The sequence below is a fragment of the Rhodococcus sp. NPDC003348 genome (genome assembly GCF_053589375.1).
This window is the reverse complement of sequence record NZ_JBSFRT010000041.1, coordinates 42522-59010: the sequence shown is the minus strand read 5'-3', so window position 1 is coordinate 59010 and position 16489 is coordinate 42522. Positions and strand designations below refer to the sequence as shown.

The following is a 16489-nucleotide window of genomic DNA, read 5'->3' as shown; positions in this document are numbered from 1 at the left end:
ACAACACGGGTGTTGGTTGCGGGGGGGGGGGGGCCCAGGACGGCAAGGTTGTTCGGTCCGCCCCGCTCGTGCCCAGAGCGGGGCGGACGTGCGTTTCGGGGGTGAGCCGGCGGGGTTCGGTGGTCACGGTCTCGACGCCGGCGATCGCGGTCGTAGGAGCAGTCGGATGGCCAGGCCCGCCGCCAGCGCCCAGAACGCCGACCCGATTCCCGCGAACGCGATCCCGGAGGCGGCGATCAGAAACGTCAGCACAGCGGCCGGCCGATCCGACTCGTCGGACAGTGCCGACACGAGAGATCCGGCGAGGGTGGCGAGCAGTGCCAGACCCGCGACCGTTTCGACGACCCCGGACGGGGCCGCGGCCACCAGCGCGGCCAGTGCCGCCGAGCAGACGGCCAATACCAGGTACGCCCACCCGGCCGTGAACGTCGCGATCCACCGGCGCCGCGGGTCGGGGTGCGCGGTCGGCCCGGCGGCGAGGGCGGCACTGATCGCGGCGAGGTTGATCGCGTGCCCACCGGCCGGTGCGCCGACGATGGTGCCGATGCCGGTGACCGTCATCGCCGGCCGCCACGGCACCCGGTAGCCGAACGACCCCATCACCGCAGTGCCCGGGATGTTCTGCGACGCCATCGTCACGATGTACAGGGGCAACGCGATCCCGACCAGTGCCTGCCAGGAGAAGTGTGGGACGGTCGACTCGAATCGAGGTACCAGTTCCGAGGTGTCGAGGGTGGCGTCACCGACGGCCAGGTCCACGACGATCACGGCCGCGGCCGTCGCGAACGCGGCGGGGACCGCCCATCGGGTCGAGAACCGTTGCAGCACAAGCCACACCAGAATGACAGGGGCGACGGCTGCGGGGGAGGCGCGCAGTGCGGCGACCGGCTCGAGGCACAGGGGGAGCAGCACGCCGGCGAGCATCGCCTGGGCGAGCGGAACGGGGATGGACTCGATCAGCCGGCCCAGCCGCGGCCACAGTCCGGTGAGGATCACTGCGGCGCCGACGCCGACGAACGCCCCGACGGCGGCGGGCCAGCCGCCCTCGACCGCGCCCGTCCCGGCGAGCAGCGCGGCGCCCGGCGTCGACCACGCCAGCGTGATCGGCATCCGGTACCGCCGGGCCAGCCACAGCATCCCCACCGCCTGGGTGACGCACAGCGCCATCAGACCGGACGCCGCCTGCGACGGGCTCGCTCCGACCGCGCGCAGGCCGGTCAGGACCACGGCGAACGAGCTCGTGAACCCGACGAGGGCGGTGACCACTCCGGCGCTGATCGGATGGCTCTGTCCCCCCTCGGTGGCGGTCGGGTCGGGTTCGGTGATTCCTGGCACGCCGGTCATCCTGCCGGGGTGCCCGCATCGACCGCATTTCGGCGTGCGCGCGCTTCGGCGAGCGGGTCGCAGCCGTGAGGAGTAGGTTCCGTCTCCAAGCACACGTCGCTCCTATTTGTATTTCTACGACTTCGTATTTCTACGACGGGACCGGGCGGATGACCCCACAGGCCGTGACTCCATCGACAGTTTCCGTGCCGCGCCGACGCCGCGGGCTGCTCGCGGCCGCGGCGGTCACCCTCCTGCTGGCCGCCGGATGCTCCGACGACTCGACCACCGAGCCCGCCACTTCCGGCACGACAGCCGCTTCCGGCACGACCGCCTCCGAATCGACGGCAGCGCTGGACCCGTCGCTCTCGCAGCGACTCGACTCGGCCATCGAGAACACGATGAAACAGGCATCGGTGCCCGGCGCGATGGTCGGGATCTGGGGGCCGGGCGGCACCTACGTCAAGGCATTCGGCGTCGCCGACAAGGCCACCGGCGCACCGATGGAGACCGACTTCTACAGCCGGATCGGCAGCCTGACCAAGACGTTCACCGTCACCGGCGTGCTGCAGCTGGTCGACGACGGAAAGGTCGGCCTGGACGACCCGATCGCGAAGTACGTGGACGGCGTGCCCGACGGCGATCGGATCACCATCCGGGAGCTGGCACGCATGCAGAGCGGGCTCGCCAACTACACGGCGAGCGAGGACTTCCAGAAGGCGTTCTTCGCCGATCCCCGAGCGCAGTTCACCCCGGAACAGCTGCTCGGCTACGCGTTCGCGATGCCCGCGACGTTCCCGCCCGGCGAAGGCTTCCAGTACTCGAACACCAACACCACACTGCTGGGGCTGGTGGTCGAGAAGGTCAGCGGAATGTCGTTGCCGGACTACATCGACGACGAGATCCTCGCGCCGCTGAAGATGGACCAGACCAGCTTTCCCACCGACAACGCCTTCCCCGAGCCGCACGCGCAGGGCTACACGATCCAGACCGCCGACGGCAAGGAGGCGACGGCCACCGACTGGGACCCCTCGTGGGGCTGGGCGGCGGGCGCCATGATCTCCACGCTCGACGACCTGCGTATCTGGGGGCCTGCGCTGGCGACCGGGACGCTGCTCACGCCGGAAACGCAGCAGCAGCGACTCGAGACCGTCAACGCGCCCGGGTATCCCCCCGACGTCGGGTACGGGCTGGGCCTGTTCAACGCGGCCGGCTGGATCGGCCACAACGGCAGCCTGCCCGGGTACCAGACGGTCACGGTGTACCTGCCGGAGCGGGCGACCACCCTCGTCATCATGATCAACACCGACACCGGCTACGAGGGCCAGGAACCGAGCACGTTGCTGGGCACGGCGATCACCGAGATCATCTCCCCGGACCACGTGTACCGGCTGACCGACACGGCTCCGGCGGCGGGCGGAACGTCACCGCCGACACCGATGCCGACCGCCTCGCCCACTCGCTGAGGTCGGCGGCGTCGACACGTGACGCGGGAAGGCCCCGATGCAGTGGGCATCGGGGCCTTCGCGTCCGGGCGAAGCGTCGGAAAGCGTTCTCTCCGGGGGAGTGCTCAGGCTTTGACCTTCTGCACCAGCCACAGGAGAATCACCGCGCCGAGCAGGCATGTCAGGAAGCTGAAGATCAGGCCGGCACCCTCGACGTCGACCCCGATCAGGTTGAGCAGGAAGCCGCCGATCAGGCCGCCGAAGACGCCGACGACGATGTTGAGGATCACGCCCTGACCCGTGTTGTGCAGGATCTTGCTGCCGATCCAGCCGGCGAGTCCGCCGATGACGATCCATCCGATGAAGCCCAGTCCCAGCATGTGTCCTCCTCGTAGGTTGCCCGGCTGTGCCGCCGCGCACTCTGTGAGTGAATCCTCGCCCCTGTCCGGGTGAAATTCATGGACGTGCGGCGGCCGGGTCGCTCACCGTCGGGAGAACTCCGACGCCCGGCGGATCTGGTCGCGGGTCGGTGTCACGCCGGTGTACAGCACGAACTGGGCCGCCGCCTGCAGCGCGATCACCTCGTCTCCGGTGATGACGGTCTTGCCCGCCGCCCGCGCCGCCCGGATCAGCGGTGTGTCGGGTGGCATGGCGACGACGTCGAAGACGGTCTCGGCGGCCTGCACCGCGTCGGCGTCGAACGGCGATGCGTCTGCACCGGGCCCGCCCGACATGCCGAGCGGGGTCGCGTTGACCAGCAGTCGCGGTCGCAGGTCCCCGAGATCAGGGCGCCACGCGAAGCCGTACCGGTCGGCGAGCGCGCGACCGGTCCCGGCATTGCGGGCGACCACCGTCACCGAGCGAAAACCCTGGTCGCGCAGTGCCGCCACGACCGCCTTGGCCATGCCGCCGCTGCCGGCGACCGCGGCCGGTGTCGACGGGTCGACGGCCCGGTCGGCGAGAAGGGTGACGACGGCCTCGTAGTCGGTGTTGTACGCGTGCAGGACACCGTCCTCGTTGACGATGGTGTTCACCGATGCGATCGCCTCCGCGGACGGATGCATGACGTCGACATGCTCGATGCACGCCTCCTTGAACGGCATCGAGACACCGCAGCCGCGGATCCCGAGTGCACGGATGCCGGCGATCGCGGATGCCAGGTCGGTGGTGGTGAACGCCTTGTAGAGGAAGTCCAGCCCGAGTTCCTCGTAGAGGTGGTTGTGGAACCGGGTTCCGATGTTCGACGGGCGGGCGGACAGCGACATGCACAGCGTCGTGTCCCGGCTGATGGAGTCCCTGCTGATCCGGCGCACGTACCCACGGTATCGCCGGCCCCGCCGGAGCACCGGGTGTGGACGACCGGGGTAGTGACTCCCCTCACATCCGGACGTAGAGTCTGGATGGTGTCACAGTCGTTACCGGACGTGAAATATGCGGTGGAGCGGATGAACGACTCGCTGGTGGGTGTCTGAGCTGGGCGAAGTTACCCGGCGGTAGGGGTGTCGCCGTCGGGGGCGATCGTTGCGCGCCACGCCGCTAGCAGTACGCTTGTCTTGTTTGGCGCGGCATCCCGGTGTGTGCCCGCGACGTTTGGGTTTACTGAATTGAGTCGTTCGCCAACCGCTCACGAAGCGGATGGCTAACCGTGTGACCAGGGGAAACTTCCTAGGAGGACGCGAAGTACACATGTCCAAAATCAAGGTTGAGGGCACCGTCGTCGAACTGGACGGCGACGAGATGACACGCATCATCTGGCAGTTCATCAAGGACAAGCTGATCCATCCGTACCTCGATGTGAATCTCGAGTACTACGACCTCGGTATCGAATACCGCGACAAGACCGATGACCAGGTCACCGTCGACGCCGCGAACGCGATCAAGAAGCACGGCGTCGGCGTCAAGTGCGCGACCATCACGCCGGACGAGGCCCGGGTCGAGGAGTTCGGCCTCAAGAAGATGTGGCGGTCGCCGAACGGCACCATCCGCAACATCCTCGGCGGCACCATCTTCCGCGCGCCGATCCTGATCTCCAACGTGCCCCGCCTGGTTCCGGGCTGGACCAAGCCGGTCATCGTCGGACGTCACGCGTTCGGTGACCAGTACCGCGCCACCGACTTCAAGGTCCCCGGCGCAGGCACCGTCACCATCACGTACACCCCCGAGGACGGCTCCGAGCCGATCCAGCACGAGGTGTGCAAGATTCCCGAGGACGGCGGCGTCGTCATGGGGATGTACAACTACAAGAAGTCCATCCAGGACTTCGCGCGTGCCTCGCTGGCCTACGGCCTGCAGCAGAACTACCCGGTCTACCTGTCGACCAAGAACACGATCCTCAAGGCATACGACGGTATGTTCAAGGACGAGTTCCAGCGGATCTTCGAAGAAGAGTTCAAGGCCGAGTTCGACGCCGCGGGCCTGACCTACGAGCACCGCCTCATCGACGACATGGTCGCCTCCTCACTCAAGTGGGAGGGTGGCTACGTCTGGGCCTGCAAGAACTACGACGGTGACGTCCAGTCCGACACCGTCGCGCAGGGCTACGGCTCGCTGGGTCTGATGACCTCCGTGCTGATGACCCCGGACGGCAAGACCGTCGAGGCGGAGGCCGCGCACGGCACCGTCACCCGGCACTACCGCCAGCACCAGCAGGGCAAGCCGACGTCGACCAACCCGATTGCGTCGATCTTCGCCTGGACCCGTGGTCTCGAGCACCGCGGCAAGCTCGACAACACCCCCGAGGTGATCGACTTCGCACAGCAGCTCGAGGACGTCGTCATCAAGACCGTCGAGGGCGGTCAGATGACGAAGGATCTCGCGCTTCTGGTCGGTGGCGATCAGGGCTACCTGACCACCGAGGAGTTCCTCGGCGCGCTCGACGAGAACCTGCAGAAGGCGTTCGCGGCGAAGTAATCCCGCGCACGAGCACACCCGAAGGGGCGTCCGGACAACCCCGGCGCCCCTTCGGCGTACCCGGCGCCGGGTGAGCGAACTCACGCCCCCTCACTTGGCGGACCGTCGGCCCCCGTGACCACAATTGATTAGTGGTTTCGTCGACACTGTCCCGCATCGAGCGTCCGTCCCGTGGTTTCCGGGGGCCCGGCGCCGCCCGCTCGCTCGCGATGCTCGCCCTCGCACTCGGCGGCTTCGGGATCGGCACCACCGAGTTCGTCGCCATGGGGCTGCTGCCGGAGATGTCGGGCGGCCTGGGCGTCAGCGAACCGACCGCCGGGCACGTCATCTCCGCCTACGCCCTCGGCGTCGTCGTCGGCGCCCCGACCATCGCGGCACTGACCGCACGGGTGCCGCGCCGCGCCCTGCTGATCGCGCTGATGGTGGCGTTCACCGTCGGCAACGCCGCGTCCGTGTTCGCTCCCGACTACGCCACCCTGATGGTGGCCCGGTTCGTCGCCGGCCTGCCGCACGGCGCCTACTTCGGGGTGGCCGCGCTCGTCGCCGCCCACCTCGCCGAGCCCGGTCGCCGCGCCAAGGCGGTCGCGACCGTCATGCTCGGTCTGTCCGTGGCCAACGTGGTCGGGGTGCCGGTCGCCGCCTGGCTCGGGCAGCACCTGGGATGGCGGGCCGCGTTCGCGCTCGTCGCGGTCATCGGGGTGGTCACCGTCGTCTCCCTGATGCTGTGGATCCCACGACTGGACGCGATGCCGACGACCAACCCGATCACCGAGCTCGGCGCGCTGACGCGCGTGCAGGTGTGGATGACCCTGATCATGGGCATGGTCGGATTCGGCGGCATGTTCGCGGTCTACACCTACATCAGCACCACCCTGACCGACGTGTCCGGCCTGTCGCGATCACTCGTGCCGCTGGCGCTGATGCTGTACGGCCTCGGCATGGTGGTGGGCAACCTGGTCGGCGGTCATCTCGCAGATCGTGCCCTGATCCCTGGCCTCGCCGCGATGATGGCCGCCCTGGCGGTGATCCTCGCCGGATTCGTCGCCGCCGTGCACAACCCGGTGACCGCGCTGGTGTTCGTGTTCCTGATCGGACTGGCGGGAGCGGCCATGGTGCCCGCACTGCAGACACGGCTGATGGACGTGGCGGCCGACGCGCAGACCCTCGCCGCCGCCCTCAACCACGCCGCGCTCAATGTCGCCAACGCGTTCGGTGCCTGGATCGGCGGAGTCGTGATCGCGGCCGGATTCGGATACACGGCCCCCGCCGTGGTCGCGTCGGGCCTCGCCCTCGCCGGGCTCGTGGTGCTCGGCGTCGCGGTCCTGCTCGAACGCCGCGGCAGCCACGCCTGACCGGGTGCAGCGGCTCCGAACGAAGGTGACCTTCGTTCGGTTCAACCGGACGAAGGCCACCTTCAGCCACTGTCGGGGAGCGGGGTCGGGGCCGTCAGACACGCGCCTGGCCCGCGGCGTTCACCCCGGCCGGCCGGCTGTGTCCGAGTGGTTCGATACGGTTTCACCCCGTGCCGCACATCATCTCCACGGTCAATGTCAACGGCGTTCGCGCCGCCGCGAAGAAGGGTCTGCTCGAGTGGCTCGCCGCCACCGACGCGGATGTGGTCTGCCTGCAGGAGACCCGCGCCGACGACAAACAGTTGCACGCCACCCTCGCCCCGGCGCTCGACGCGGGGTGGCACATGGCGACCGCTCAGTCCGCGGTCAAGGGCCGCAACGGGGTCGCTGTGCTCTCCCGCCGGCCCGCGGACGCGGTGCGGATCGGCCACGGCGACGACGAGTTCGCCGAGGCGGGCCGCTACCTGGAAGCCGACTTCGACGACCTGACCGTCGCCAGCCTGTACCTGCCGTCCGGTGAGGTGGGCACCGAGCGGCAGGTCGAGAAGGAACGGTTCCTCGACTCGTTCGGCGCGTACCTGACCGCCACCGGCGCGGCCGCGACCGGGGCCGGACGCGACGCGGTGGTGTGCGGCGACTGGAACATCGCGCACACCGAACTGGACCTGAAGAACCACAAGGGCAACGTCAAGAACTCCGGCTTCCTGCCGCACGAGCGGGCCTGGATGGGTTCGGTCTTCGGCGAGTTCGGCTGGGCGGACGTGGTGCGCGGACTGCACCCCGACCTCGCCGGGCCCTACAGCTGGTGGTCCTACCGCGGCAAGGCGTTCGACAACGACTCCGGCTGGCGGATCGACTACCAGGTCGCCACCCCGGGTCTCGCCGAGCGTGCCAAGGAAGCCGTCGTCGAACGTGCGGCGTCCTACGACCAGCGCTGGTCCGACCACGCGCCGGTCACGGTGCGCTACCGGTGACCAGGCTGGGGCCGCGGGCCCGCCTCGTCCTCGGGGTCCTTGTCGCGGTGCTCGCGGTGGTCGCCGGGTTCCTGCTCACCGGTCCCGGTGGCCAGACCGGCCCGGACGCGGAACTTGTACGCAGCCACGCGGGCAACCCCGCGATCGCCACCGTCACCGCCACGCAGCAAGGGCTGACCCGTGACGAGGTGCAACGGCTGACCGTTGACGAGGACGGGACCCTTGTCGCACTGCCGCCCCCCGCGCCGGCCACCACCACCGCCGCCGCACAGACCGCCGGACCGCGCGGTGTCGTGCCGGTGCCCGTGCCCGACGTCGCGTGGGCAACCCTCGCCGAGATCGACGCGGGCCGCTGGCCGGGGTCGGCGAACGCGCCGGGCACGAAGGGCGGGGACACCTGGCGCAACCGGGAGGGGACGCTGCCCCGCACCGACACGGCCGGGTCGTCGATCGCGTATCGCGAATGGGACGTGAACCCGAAACGGCGCGGCGAATCGCGCGACGCGGAGCGCATCGTCACCGGCAGCGACACCAGCGCCTGGTACACCGGTGACCATTACGAATCTTTCACGAGGATGCGCTGATGACGACGCTGCACCAGTTCGCAACCGGCCCCGTGCGTGTCGGGCTGCTCGCCGGGGCGCCCAGGGACGCCGACAACGCGGCCTACGCGCTGTCCGAGAGTGGCTACGCCGTACGCCGTGTCCGCGGCACCCGGATGCCGACGGTGCCTGCCGTCTACGACGAGTTCGCGGCCGCGCTGCAGTTCCCGTACTACTTCGGCGCGAACAAGGACGCCTTCGACGAGTGCCTGCGGGACTGGCAGGACTGGCTCGGCGCCGCACCCGACCTGATCGTGATCGTCCGCGACGCCGGCGCGCTGCTTGGCGACCAGCCGGGGGAGGTGCCCTGGCTGCTGTCGGCGCTGCAGGACGCCGGCATCCGGGTGGTGGCGCAGGTCGCCGCACTGGATTCCGCCGCCCTGGCGCGGCGGTGGACGACGGTCGGGGTCGCGATCGTTCGGCTCGACGACTGAGCCGGCGCTGAGAAGCCGCCGGCGCCGACAAGACCCCGGCGCCGAGAAGACCCGTCGGCGCAGGGTGGACACCGGCGTACCGGGGCGGGCATGAAAGGATCGGGACCATGTCGAGTTCCGCATCGTCCACCCCCGATTCAGCTCCCCGCCAGCGGGTGCTCTCCGGTATCCAGCCGACCGCCGACTCCTTCCACCTCGGCAACTACCTCGGCGCCCTGGCCCAGTGGGTGCAGCTGCAGGACGACTTCGACGCCTTCTACTTCATTCCCGACCTGCACGCGATCACCGTCCCGCAGAACCCGAAGGAGCTGCGCAAGCGGACGAAGGTCGCGGCGGCGCAGCTGCTGGCGCTCGGCATCGACCCGGAACGGTCGACGCTGTTCGTGCAGAGCCAGGTGCCCGAGCACGCGCAGCTCGCGTGGGTCCTGAACTGCATCACCGGTTTCGGTGAGGCCAGCCGGATGACGCAGTTCAAGGACAAGTCCGCCAAGCAGGGCGCCGAGGCCGCGACCGTCGGCCTGTTCACCTACCCGGTGCTGATGGCCGCCGACATCCTGCTGTATCGCCCGCAGCGGGTGCCGGTCGGGGAGGACCAGCGTCAGCACCTGGAGATGGCCCGCGACCTCGCGCAGCGGTTCAACACCCGCTTCGGCAAGACGTTCGTGGTGCCCGAGGCGCAGATGATCAAGGGCACCTCGAAGATCTACGACCTGCAGGACCCGACGTCGAAGATGAGCAAGTCCGCCGCCACCGACGCCGGTCTGATCAACCTGCTCGACGACCCGAAGATCTCGGCCAAGAAGATCAAGTCCGCGGTCACCGACAACGAGCGCGAGATCCGGTTCGACCGGGAGAACAAGCCGGGTGTCTCCAATCTGCTGACCATCCAGTCCGCACTGTCCGGGACCAGCGTCGAGGACCTCGAGAAGGGTTACGCCGGAAAGGGATACGGCGACCTCAAGGTAGGCACTGCCGACGCACTGGTGGAGTTCGTGACGCCGCTGCGCGCGAAGGTCGACGAGTTCCTCGCAGACGAGGCCGAGCTGGACCGAATCCTCGACGCGGGCGCGGAGCGGGCACGCGAAGTGTCCGCCAAGGTTCTGGCCACCGTCTATGACAAGGTGGGATTCCTGCCGCAGAAGGGATGAGCCGGCAGGGCTGATTCAGCGACAGGGGTGAGCGCCGGTGCCGGACTTCAAGGGACTGCTCGAGCGCCGGCGCGCCGCTTGGCCGTGGCTCGACCACGTCATCCGAGCCGCCGGCCGGTACCAGGAGAACAAGGGCGACTACTTCGCGGCCGGGATCACCTACTTCAGCGTGTTCGCGCTGTTCCCCATGCTGATGGTCGCGTTCGCGATTCTCGGCTTCGTTCTGGTCCAGAACCCCAACCTGCTGGACTCGATCCACACCACCGTCACCAAGGCGATGCCCGGCGACCTGGGCGACCAGATCAACCAGCTGATCGACGCGGCGATCGCCGCCCGCGCGACCGTCGGTGTGTTCGGTCTGATCTTCGCCGCCTACGCCGGACTGGGCTGGATGGCGAACGTGCGCGAGGCGCTGTCCGCGATGTGGGCGCAGCGGCATCCGCCGACGGGATTCGTGGCGACCAAGCTGCGGGACCTGTCGAAGCTGCTCGGCCTGTTCCTGGCGCTGGTGTTGTCGGTGGGGCTCTCGGTCCTGGCCGAGGGGGGAGTGACGGGTACCGTCCTCGAGTTCCTCGGCATCGACGACCTGGGCTGGGTGCAGACGTTGGTGCAGATCGGCACGTCACTGCTCGCGGCCGTGATCACGTGGGCGCTGTTCACCTGGGTGATCGCCCGGTTGCCGCGGGAGCCGGTGACGCTGCGCAGCGCGGCCCGCGCCGCGCTGATCGCCGCCCTCGGGTTCGAGGTGTTCAAACGGGTCGGCGTGATCTACCTGCAGTCCGTGACCGGGGGGCCTGCCGGGTCGACCTTCGGTCCGATCATCGGTCTGCTGGTGTTCATCTACTTCACTGCACGGCTGCTGCTTGTCTCCACCGCCTGGGCGGCCACCACTCGTGAGAACGAGGAACTCGCACACGTGCCGCCGCCCCAGCCTGCCGTCATCGAGGTGGCCGCGCCCCCGCCGGCGCGCAGCGCCACGCTCGTCGAGGCCGCCGTGCTGGTCGCGACCGGCGCGGCCGCCGCGCTGGGCCTCGGTGGCTGGCTCAGGCGCCACCGCCGCTGACCGCAGCCGCGCGGCGTCAGGGTTTCTCGAAGCCGCAGTGCGGGAGCGCTCCAGCAGGCGTAGCGCGGGAGCGTTCCAGCAGGCGTAGCGCGGGAGCGTTCCAGACGCCGTGGCGCGGGAGCGCTCCCGAAGCCGCTGGGCGGCGGTGCTTTCGAAGCTGCCGCGTCAGTGTCGCCGACGTTGCAGACGCGCCGCGCCGCCGATGAGGACGGCGATGATCGCGCCGCCCACCGCCAGGACCGCGTTACGGGGGACGTCGCCGCCACCGGCGGTGCTCACGGCAGAGACGTCGCCCGCGGTGGACGACTCCGGCGGCGCGGCCACGGTGACCGGAGCGGCGTCGGCGTGATCGGTCTCGCCGGGGTCGACGAGCTCACCCACCGAGGTCGAGCGGGGCAGCGCGAAACCGTGGTCGAGCAGTCGGGCGGCCTGCTCCCACGGGCGGATCGGCAGGACGTCGCCGGCCATCAGGGTCACCGCCAGACGCCTGCCGCCGCGTTCGGCGCCCCCGACGAACGTCTGCCGTGCGTCGTCGGTGTAGCCGGTCTTGCCGCCGAGTGCACCGTCGTAGTTGTAGAGCAGCTTGTTGTCGTTGGCGAGGGTGAACCCGGGATGGTCCACGTCGAGGGGATCGTCGGGGTTCTTGGGGAATCCGGGGAACTCGACCCGCTCGGTGTGGATCAGTTCGGCGAAGGTCGGGTTGCGCATCGCCTCCCGGTAGACCAGGGCGAGATCGTAGGCGGAACTGGACATTCCGGGTCCGTCGAGACCCGATGGCGTCGCCGTCCGGGTGTCGAGCGCGCCGAGGTGGCGGGCCAGCTCGTTCATCTTCCGCACGGTTTCCGCGTCGCCGCCGAGCTGCGTGGACAACGCGTGCGCGGCGTCGTTGCCCGACGCCATCACCAGGCCCTGCAGCAGCTGCCGGTTGGTGTACCGGCCGTCCTTGCCCAACCCGACCGCGCTGCCCTCGACGTTCGCGTCCTCCGCGGTCGCGGTCACCGTCTCGTCGAGGTCCAGCTCGTGCAAAGCCACGAGGGCCAGCAGCATCTTGATCGTGCTCGCCGGGCGGTATCGGCCGTGCGGGTCCTTCGCCGCGAGAACAGCACCGGTGTCGAGGTCGGACAGGACCCACGCGGTGGCCGAGATGTCGGCCGGCAGCGGAGGAGAGCCGTCGGCCGTCACCACTCCGCAGGCGCCCAGGTTCTCGCCGCCGACGGGGCGCGCAGGCACCGGCAGCGGGGTGGGCGTCGGGTCACCCGGCGCGGGTACCTCGGACAGGTCGATCGCGGGCGGCGGCACGGCGCGGTTCGGGCATCCGTCGGTGTTCGGAGCGGTGAACGGCGTGCTGGTCACCGCGCCTAGGGTGGAGCCCGGCTCGGCGGGGAGGGGTTGTGCTGCCGCGGGCACACCGATCATGCCGATCGCGGCGACGGCGATCGCACAGTTCCGGGCCTTACCGAGCGTGTTCATCGAGGAGGCAGGGTAGCGCACCCATGGGTGCTGTCAGGCGACGGTCGCGTCTGCCCGCCGCCGGGGTCGATCGTATGCCGCGCTCACCGCCAGAATCCACTGCCGATCGGTGAGCCCGTCCGGGGTGCCGAGCCAGCCCGGGTCGATCGGCTCGATCTCGACGGCCGTGCGATGCAACCACTGCGCGACCGCGTCGGCCTGCTCCGCCGGATCGGCGGGCGGCGGCGACCAACCCGGGCCGAGCAGACCACCGCCGTCGTGCAGATACAGTCCGTCGAGGATCTGCGAGATCCGGTCGCCGGCCGTGAGCGTCGAGGTCACCGACCGGTAGTCGCTGTCGAGCAGTTCGGGGTGCGCCGAGGTCAGCGCCGTCCAGAGGCCGCGAGTGCGACGCAGGTCCAGCTGCGCCCGACCCCACGCCTCGATCATCACCGACGAACATCCTGCGCTGACGAGGATCACCGCCAGCGACCACAGGCCGGACGAGGGTGAGAAATGGCTTCGCGCGTCGGTGAACAGGTCGACCGCGCAACCTGCCGCGATCACGACCAGACCCGCGCAGTACAGCCCGATGGCCCGTCCCAGCGGATTCCACCGCGCGTACCGGATCGCGACGGCGGTCGCGAACAGGGCGGTCACCACCAGGTACACCGACGTGACCGGGCTGTGCTCCGCAGCCGAGAGTTCGAGGCCGGTGACCACCGCCGTGGCGACCGCGGAAACGGTGACCAGCTGCCACTGCGGACGGGCGCTGAGAACCGTCGTCGACGCCGCGGCGATCAGCGCCGTCGTCGTCCCGAACGCGATCAGGCACAGCTCGAACACCGTGGCGGCGACATGGTCGCCGTATCCGTCGAGCACCTCCGACACCGTGCTGGTACGCACGGTCGCCGCCACGGTCAGCGAGATCGCTGCCAGCGCGATGGCCACCCGGGCCAACGACGGAGGGCGCACCGTCAGACGCCCGATCCGTGCTCCCACCGCGGTGGAGCACAGTAGGGCGACAGCCCAGGTGATCACCCGAGAGCCTCGTCGAAGCACAGCAGAGGCCGCCAGTTCTCGTCACGTTCGAACTGGCCGAGGCGCTGGAGGAGACGGACGGCGAACGCCTCCGCCTCCCACTCGTGCAACGCCTCGTGCGTGAGGTCCGCGGACCCGGCGGACCGCTGACTGAGCATGTACGCGATCAGATCGTCGTCGGCCGCGAGCGTCGTCTCGGCGATCGCGGCGCCCGGATGTCGGAAGACGATGTGCCCGATCTCGTGGGCGAGGGTCCTGGTCACACTGGGAAGGCTACGCGCGAGCACGATCCGGTCATGATCCGGGAACTCACGGCGTTGCCCCCACACCCCCGGCCCGAGGTCCTCGAACGCGATCTCAATCGGACGCCGGCGGGTGTCGGCCAGCGACTGGACGATGTCCTCGATGGTGACCGCGTGGGTCTGCGCGGCCATGTCGAGCACCGCGTCCACCGCGGCCAGGACACGACGGTGATTGCGGACCGGCCGCGAGCCGGGATCCCTCGGAGCCGTCACCGCAGTGGCTCCAGGAACTCGGCGCGCGCGAGGTTCAATCGGGTTCGCGCGGCGCGGGCGCTGCGGAAGCTCATGAACCCGGTCGCGCCAGCCGCGAACAGCACCGCCGTGACGCCGGCCGTGGCGGCACCGATGTCGCCGCCCGGCCGGGACTCCGACGCCAGCGCGACATTCGGGTTGGGTGAACCCGCCGCAGGATGCGCGGCGACCGGGCTCGCATCGCGGTGCGGTGCCTGCGGCGCCGCGTTCGCGATCAACGTTTCGTGCCCGGGAGCCACGGCTGCCGCCCGCGCCCGCTCGTCCGCTGCCTGCGAAAGAGCGTCCGCCGCGGGCCCGTCCGCAGGATCAGCCTGTGCAGCCGGGTTCGACGGTGCGTCCGCGGCAGGTGCCGCCTCGGGTGCATCCGCGAGTGAGGCGGGCTGCTCGTTCGACTCCGCGGCCGGTGGCGGCACCCGCTGATCGGCATCGCCGCCACCCGTGCCGTCCCCGTCACCCGAAGGTCCGACCCCGGGGACCGCAACAGCGCTCGAGGTCGTGGTCGCCGCGGCCAGCGAGGTCGTGGGCTCGACGGTGGTCGTCGTGGGTTCGACGGTCGTGGTGGTGGGGTCGATCGTGGTGGTGGTGGGTTCGACGGTGGTCGTGGTGGGTTCGACGGTGGTCGTGGTGGGGTCGACCGTGGTGGTGGTGGGTTCCACGGTGGTGGTCGTGGTGGGTTCCACGGTGGTGGTCGTCTGGTCGACCGTGGTGGTCGTGGAGTCGACGGTCGTGGTGGTGGGCTCGACCGTCGTGGTGGTGGGTTCCACGGTCGTGGTGGTGGGCTCGACGGTGGTCGTGGGGTCGACGGTCGTCGTGGTGGGTTCGACGGTGGTGGTCGTGGTGGGTTCCACGCTGGTGGTCGTGGTGGTGGGCTCGACGGTGGTCGTGGTGGGCTCGACCGTTGTCGTGGTGGGTTCGACGGTGGTGGTCGTGGTGGGTTCCACGCTGGTGGTCGTGGTGGTGGGCTCGACGGTGGTCGTGGTGGGCTCGACCGTTGTCGTGGTGGGTTCGACGGTGGTGGTCGTGGTGGGTTCCACGCTGGTGGTCGTGGTGGGCTCGACCGTTGTCGTGGTGGGTTCGACGGTGGTGGTCGTGGTGGGTTCCACGCTGGTGGTCGTGGTGGTGGGCTCGACCGTTGTCGTGGTGGGTTCGACGGTGGTGGTCGTGGTGGGTTCCACGCTGGTGGTCGTGGTGGTGGGCTCGACCGTTGTCGTGGTGGGTTCGACGGTGGTGGTCGTGGGTTCCACGGTCGTCGTCGGTTCAGCAGTGGTTGTGGGCTGGACCCTGGTGGTGGTCGGAGGGGCGGCCGTCGTGGTGGGTGTGGGCCCACCGCAATGGTTTCCGTGCCGGTGGTGGTCGCACCAGCCGCCGCCGTTGCCGTTGCCGCAGTTGCCGCCGGGTCCGTTGCCTCCGTCGTGGTCGCACCAGCCGCCGCCGTTGCCGTTGCCCTGGCCGCCGTTGCCGTTGCCCTGGTTGCCGTTGCCCTGGTTGCCGTTGCCGTTGCCGTTGCCCTGGCCGCCGTTGCCATTGCCCTGGCCACGTTCCTGTGCGGAGGGCGTGGGGTCGGACCTGCCATCGCCGTTCGCCGCAGAGGCGAGACCCGGCAGGATCAGGAGCGAACCCAGCAAGGCGCTGGCGGTCAGGACCCGCCAGCGCCTTACTCGTGGGGTGGTGGTGCGCACCCCGCTACTCGGTGGAGTCCGGTGGGGTAGCCGGCAATCCCTCGCTGCGCCGCAGCTTTTCGGCCATTGCGGTGAGCAGTTCCTGTGACTCGCTGGACAGGTCGAACGCGCGCGCCGACAGTCGACGAAGGCCGTAGCCGCGCAGCTGGGAGAGCAGCTCCAGGTCGTGGTCGATGCGAGCGGCGTAGATGTCGTCGAAGAAGTAGTCGGACTTGACCTTGAAGAACTGGGCAAGAGCGGCAACGGTTTCCGGCGACGGGTTGGTGCGCTGGCCGTTCCTCAGTTGGGAGATGTACGGCTTGGAGATGCGATGGCCGGCCGAATTGAGGGCCTCGGCAACCTCGGTGTTCGTGTGTGGCTTGCGGCCGGGTGGATGTACCGTGTCGAACAGTTTGTTCAACCGAGATGCGAAGTCTGACTCCATTGCCGTAGGTCCCGATCCCTTCGTGTGTCGACCCCTGAATTGGGGTCTCGCGCAGTCTGCGAGCACATGGTAACGGATTGGTAGCGGACGT

The 16489-nt window shown here is 69.5% G+C and carries 16 protein-coding genes; 8 read left to right on the top strand and 8 right to left on the bottom strand.

Translation table 11 applies throughout. From position 1 onward, the window contains the following. Positions 1-123: 123 nt before the first annotated feature. A complete protein-coding gene (locus ACWDU4_RS22695) occupies positions 124-1344 on the bottom strand; it encodes a benzoate/H(+) symporter BenE family transporter (protein WP_450116186.1) in 1221 nt (406 codons plus the stop codon). Positions 1345-1493: 149 nt separating this feature from the next. On the opposite strand from ACWDU4_RS22695, the gene ACWDU4_RS22690 reads away from it, so the two are divergent. Next, positions 1494-2789, top strand: a complete 1296-nt coding sequence (locus ACWDU4_RS22690; protein WP_450116185.1) for a serine hydrolase domain-containing protein — start codon at positions 1494-1496, stop codon at positions 2787-2789. 104 nt (positions 2790-2893) lie between these two features. Here ACWDU4_RS22690 and ACWDU4_RS22685 read toward each other — a convergent pair whose 3' ends face one another. Continuing rightward, positions 2894-3148 carry a GlsB/YeaQ/YmgE family stress response membrane protein gene (locus ACWDU4_RS22685; protein WP_450116184.1) on the bottom strand — a complete coding sequence of 85 codons (255 nt, stop codon included), beginning with the start codon at positions 3146-3148 and terminating at the stop codon, positions 2894-2896. A gap of 102 nt (positions 3149-3250) precedes the next feature. Then, positions 3251-4081: a shikimate 5-dehydrogenase gene (locus ACWDU4_RS22680; RefSeq protein WP_450116183.1), complete on the bottom strand. Its 831-nt coding sequence runs from the start codon at positions 4079-4081 to the stop codon at positions 3251-3253. A 373-nt stretch (positions 4082-4454) separates the two neighbouring features. On the opposite strand from ACWDU4_RS22680, the gene ACWDU4_RS22675 reads away from it, so the two are divergent. From ACWDU4_RS22675 to yhjD, 7 genes are all read left to right on the top strand, one after another. Continuing rightward, positions 4455-5678, top strand: coding sequence for an NADP-dependent isocitrate dehydrogenase (locus tag ACWDU4_RS22675; RefSeq protein ID WP_450116182.1), 1224 nt, complete (start codon positions 4455-4457; stop codon positions 5676-5678). Positions 5679-5887: 209 nt separating this feature from the next. Beyond that, positions 5888-7030 carry an MFS transporter gene (locus tag ACWDU4_RS22670; RefSeq protein ID WP_450116188.1) on the top strand — a complete coding sequence of 381 codons (1143 nt, stop codon included), beginning with the start codon at positions 5888-5890 and terminating at the stop codon, positions 7028-7030. A 170-nt stretch (positions 7031-7200) separates the two neighbouring features. Then, positions 7201-8004 carry an exodeoxyribonuclease III gene (locus tag ACWDU4_RS22665; protein ID WP_450116181.1) on the top strand — a complete coding sequence of 268 codons (804 nt, stop codon included), beginning with the start codon at positions 7201-7203 and terminating at the stop codon, positions 8002-8004. Continuing rightward, the gene (locus ACWDU4_RS22660) at positions 8001-8588 is read left to right on the top strand and encodes a ribonuclease domain-containing protein (protein ID WP_450116180.1); all 588 of its coding nucleotides are present in this window, start codon (positions 8001-8003) and stop codon (positions 8586-8588) included. Before ACWDU4_RS22665 ends, ACWDU4_RS22660 begins: the two co-directional genes overlap by 4 nt. Next, entirely contained in the window at positions 8588-9040 is a 453-nt protein-coding gene (locus ACWDU4_RS22655) for a barstar family protein (protein ID WP_450116179.1), read from the top strand. The genes ACWDU4_RS22660 and ACWDU4_RS22655 overlap by 1 nt, the downstream gene beginning before the upstream one ends. 107 nt (positions 9041-9147) lie before the next feature. Then, positions 9148-10188, top strand: coding sequence for a tryptophan--tRNA ligase (gene trpS, locus ACWDU4_RS22650; RefSeq protein ID WP_450116178.1), 1041 nt, complete (start codon positions 9148-9150; stop codon positions 10186-10188). Between the two features lie 37 nt (positions 10189-10225). Then, complete coding sequence (gene yhjD, locus ACWDU4_RS22645; RefSeq protein WP_450116177.1) at positions 10226-11251, top strand: inner membrane protein YhjD; 1026 nt, start codon at positions 10226-10228, stop codon at positions 11249-11251. Between the two features lie 165 nt (positions 11252-11416). Here the strand turns inward: yhjD and ACWDU4_RS22640 are convergent, their stop codons facing one another. The 5 genes from ACWDU4_RS22640 to ACWDU4_RS22620 all read right to left on the bottom strand — a co-directional run bounded on the left by ACWDU4_RS22640 (position 11417) and on the right by ACWDU4_RS22620 (position 16398). Beyond that, positions 11417-12721, bottom strand: a complete 1305-nt coding sequence (locus ACWDU4_RS22640) for a D-alanyl-D-alanine carboxypeptidase family protein (RefSeq protein WP_450116176.1) — start codon at positions 12719-12721, stop codon at positions 11417-11419. Positions 12722-12754: 33 nt separating this feature from the next. Next, the gene (locus tag ACWDU4_RS22635) at positions 12755-13741 is read right to left on the bottom strand and encodes a hypothetical protein (RefSeq protein WP_450116175.1); all 987 of its coding nucleotides are present in this window, start codon (positions 13739-13741) and stop codon (positions 12755-12757) included. Next, entirely contained in the window at positions 13738-14175 is a 438-nt protein-coding gene (locus tag ACWDU4_RS22630) for an ImmA/IrrE family metallo-endopeptidase (RefSeq protein WP_450116187.1), read from the bottom strand. The genes ACWDU4_RS22635 and ACWDU4_RS22630 overlap by 4 nt, the downstream gene beginning before the upstream one ends. Positions 14176-14252: 77 nt before the next feature. Continuing rightward, on the bottom strand, positions 14253-15974 hold the full coding sequence (locus tag ACWDU4_RS22625) for a hypothetical protein (RefSeq protein ID WP_450116174.1): 1722 nt from the start codon (positions 15972-15974) through the stop codon (positions 14253-14255). Between the two features lie 4 nt (positions 15975-15978). After that, positions 15979-16398, bottom strand: coding sequence for a helix-turn-helix domain-containing protein (locus tag ACWDU4_RS22620; protein WP_450116173.1), 420 nt, complete (start codon positions 16396-16398; stop codon positions 15979-15981). Positions 16399-16489 lie beyond the last annotated feature (91 nt).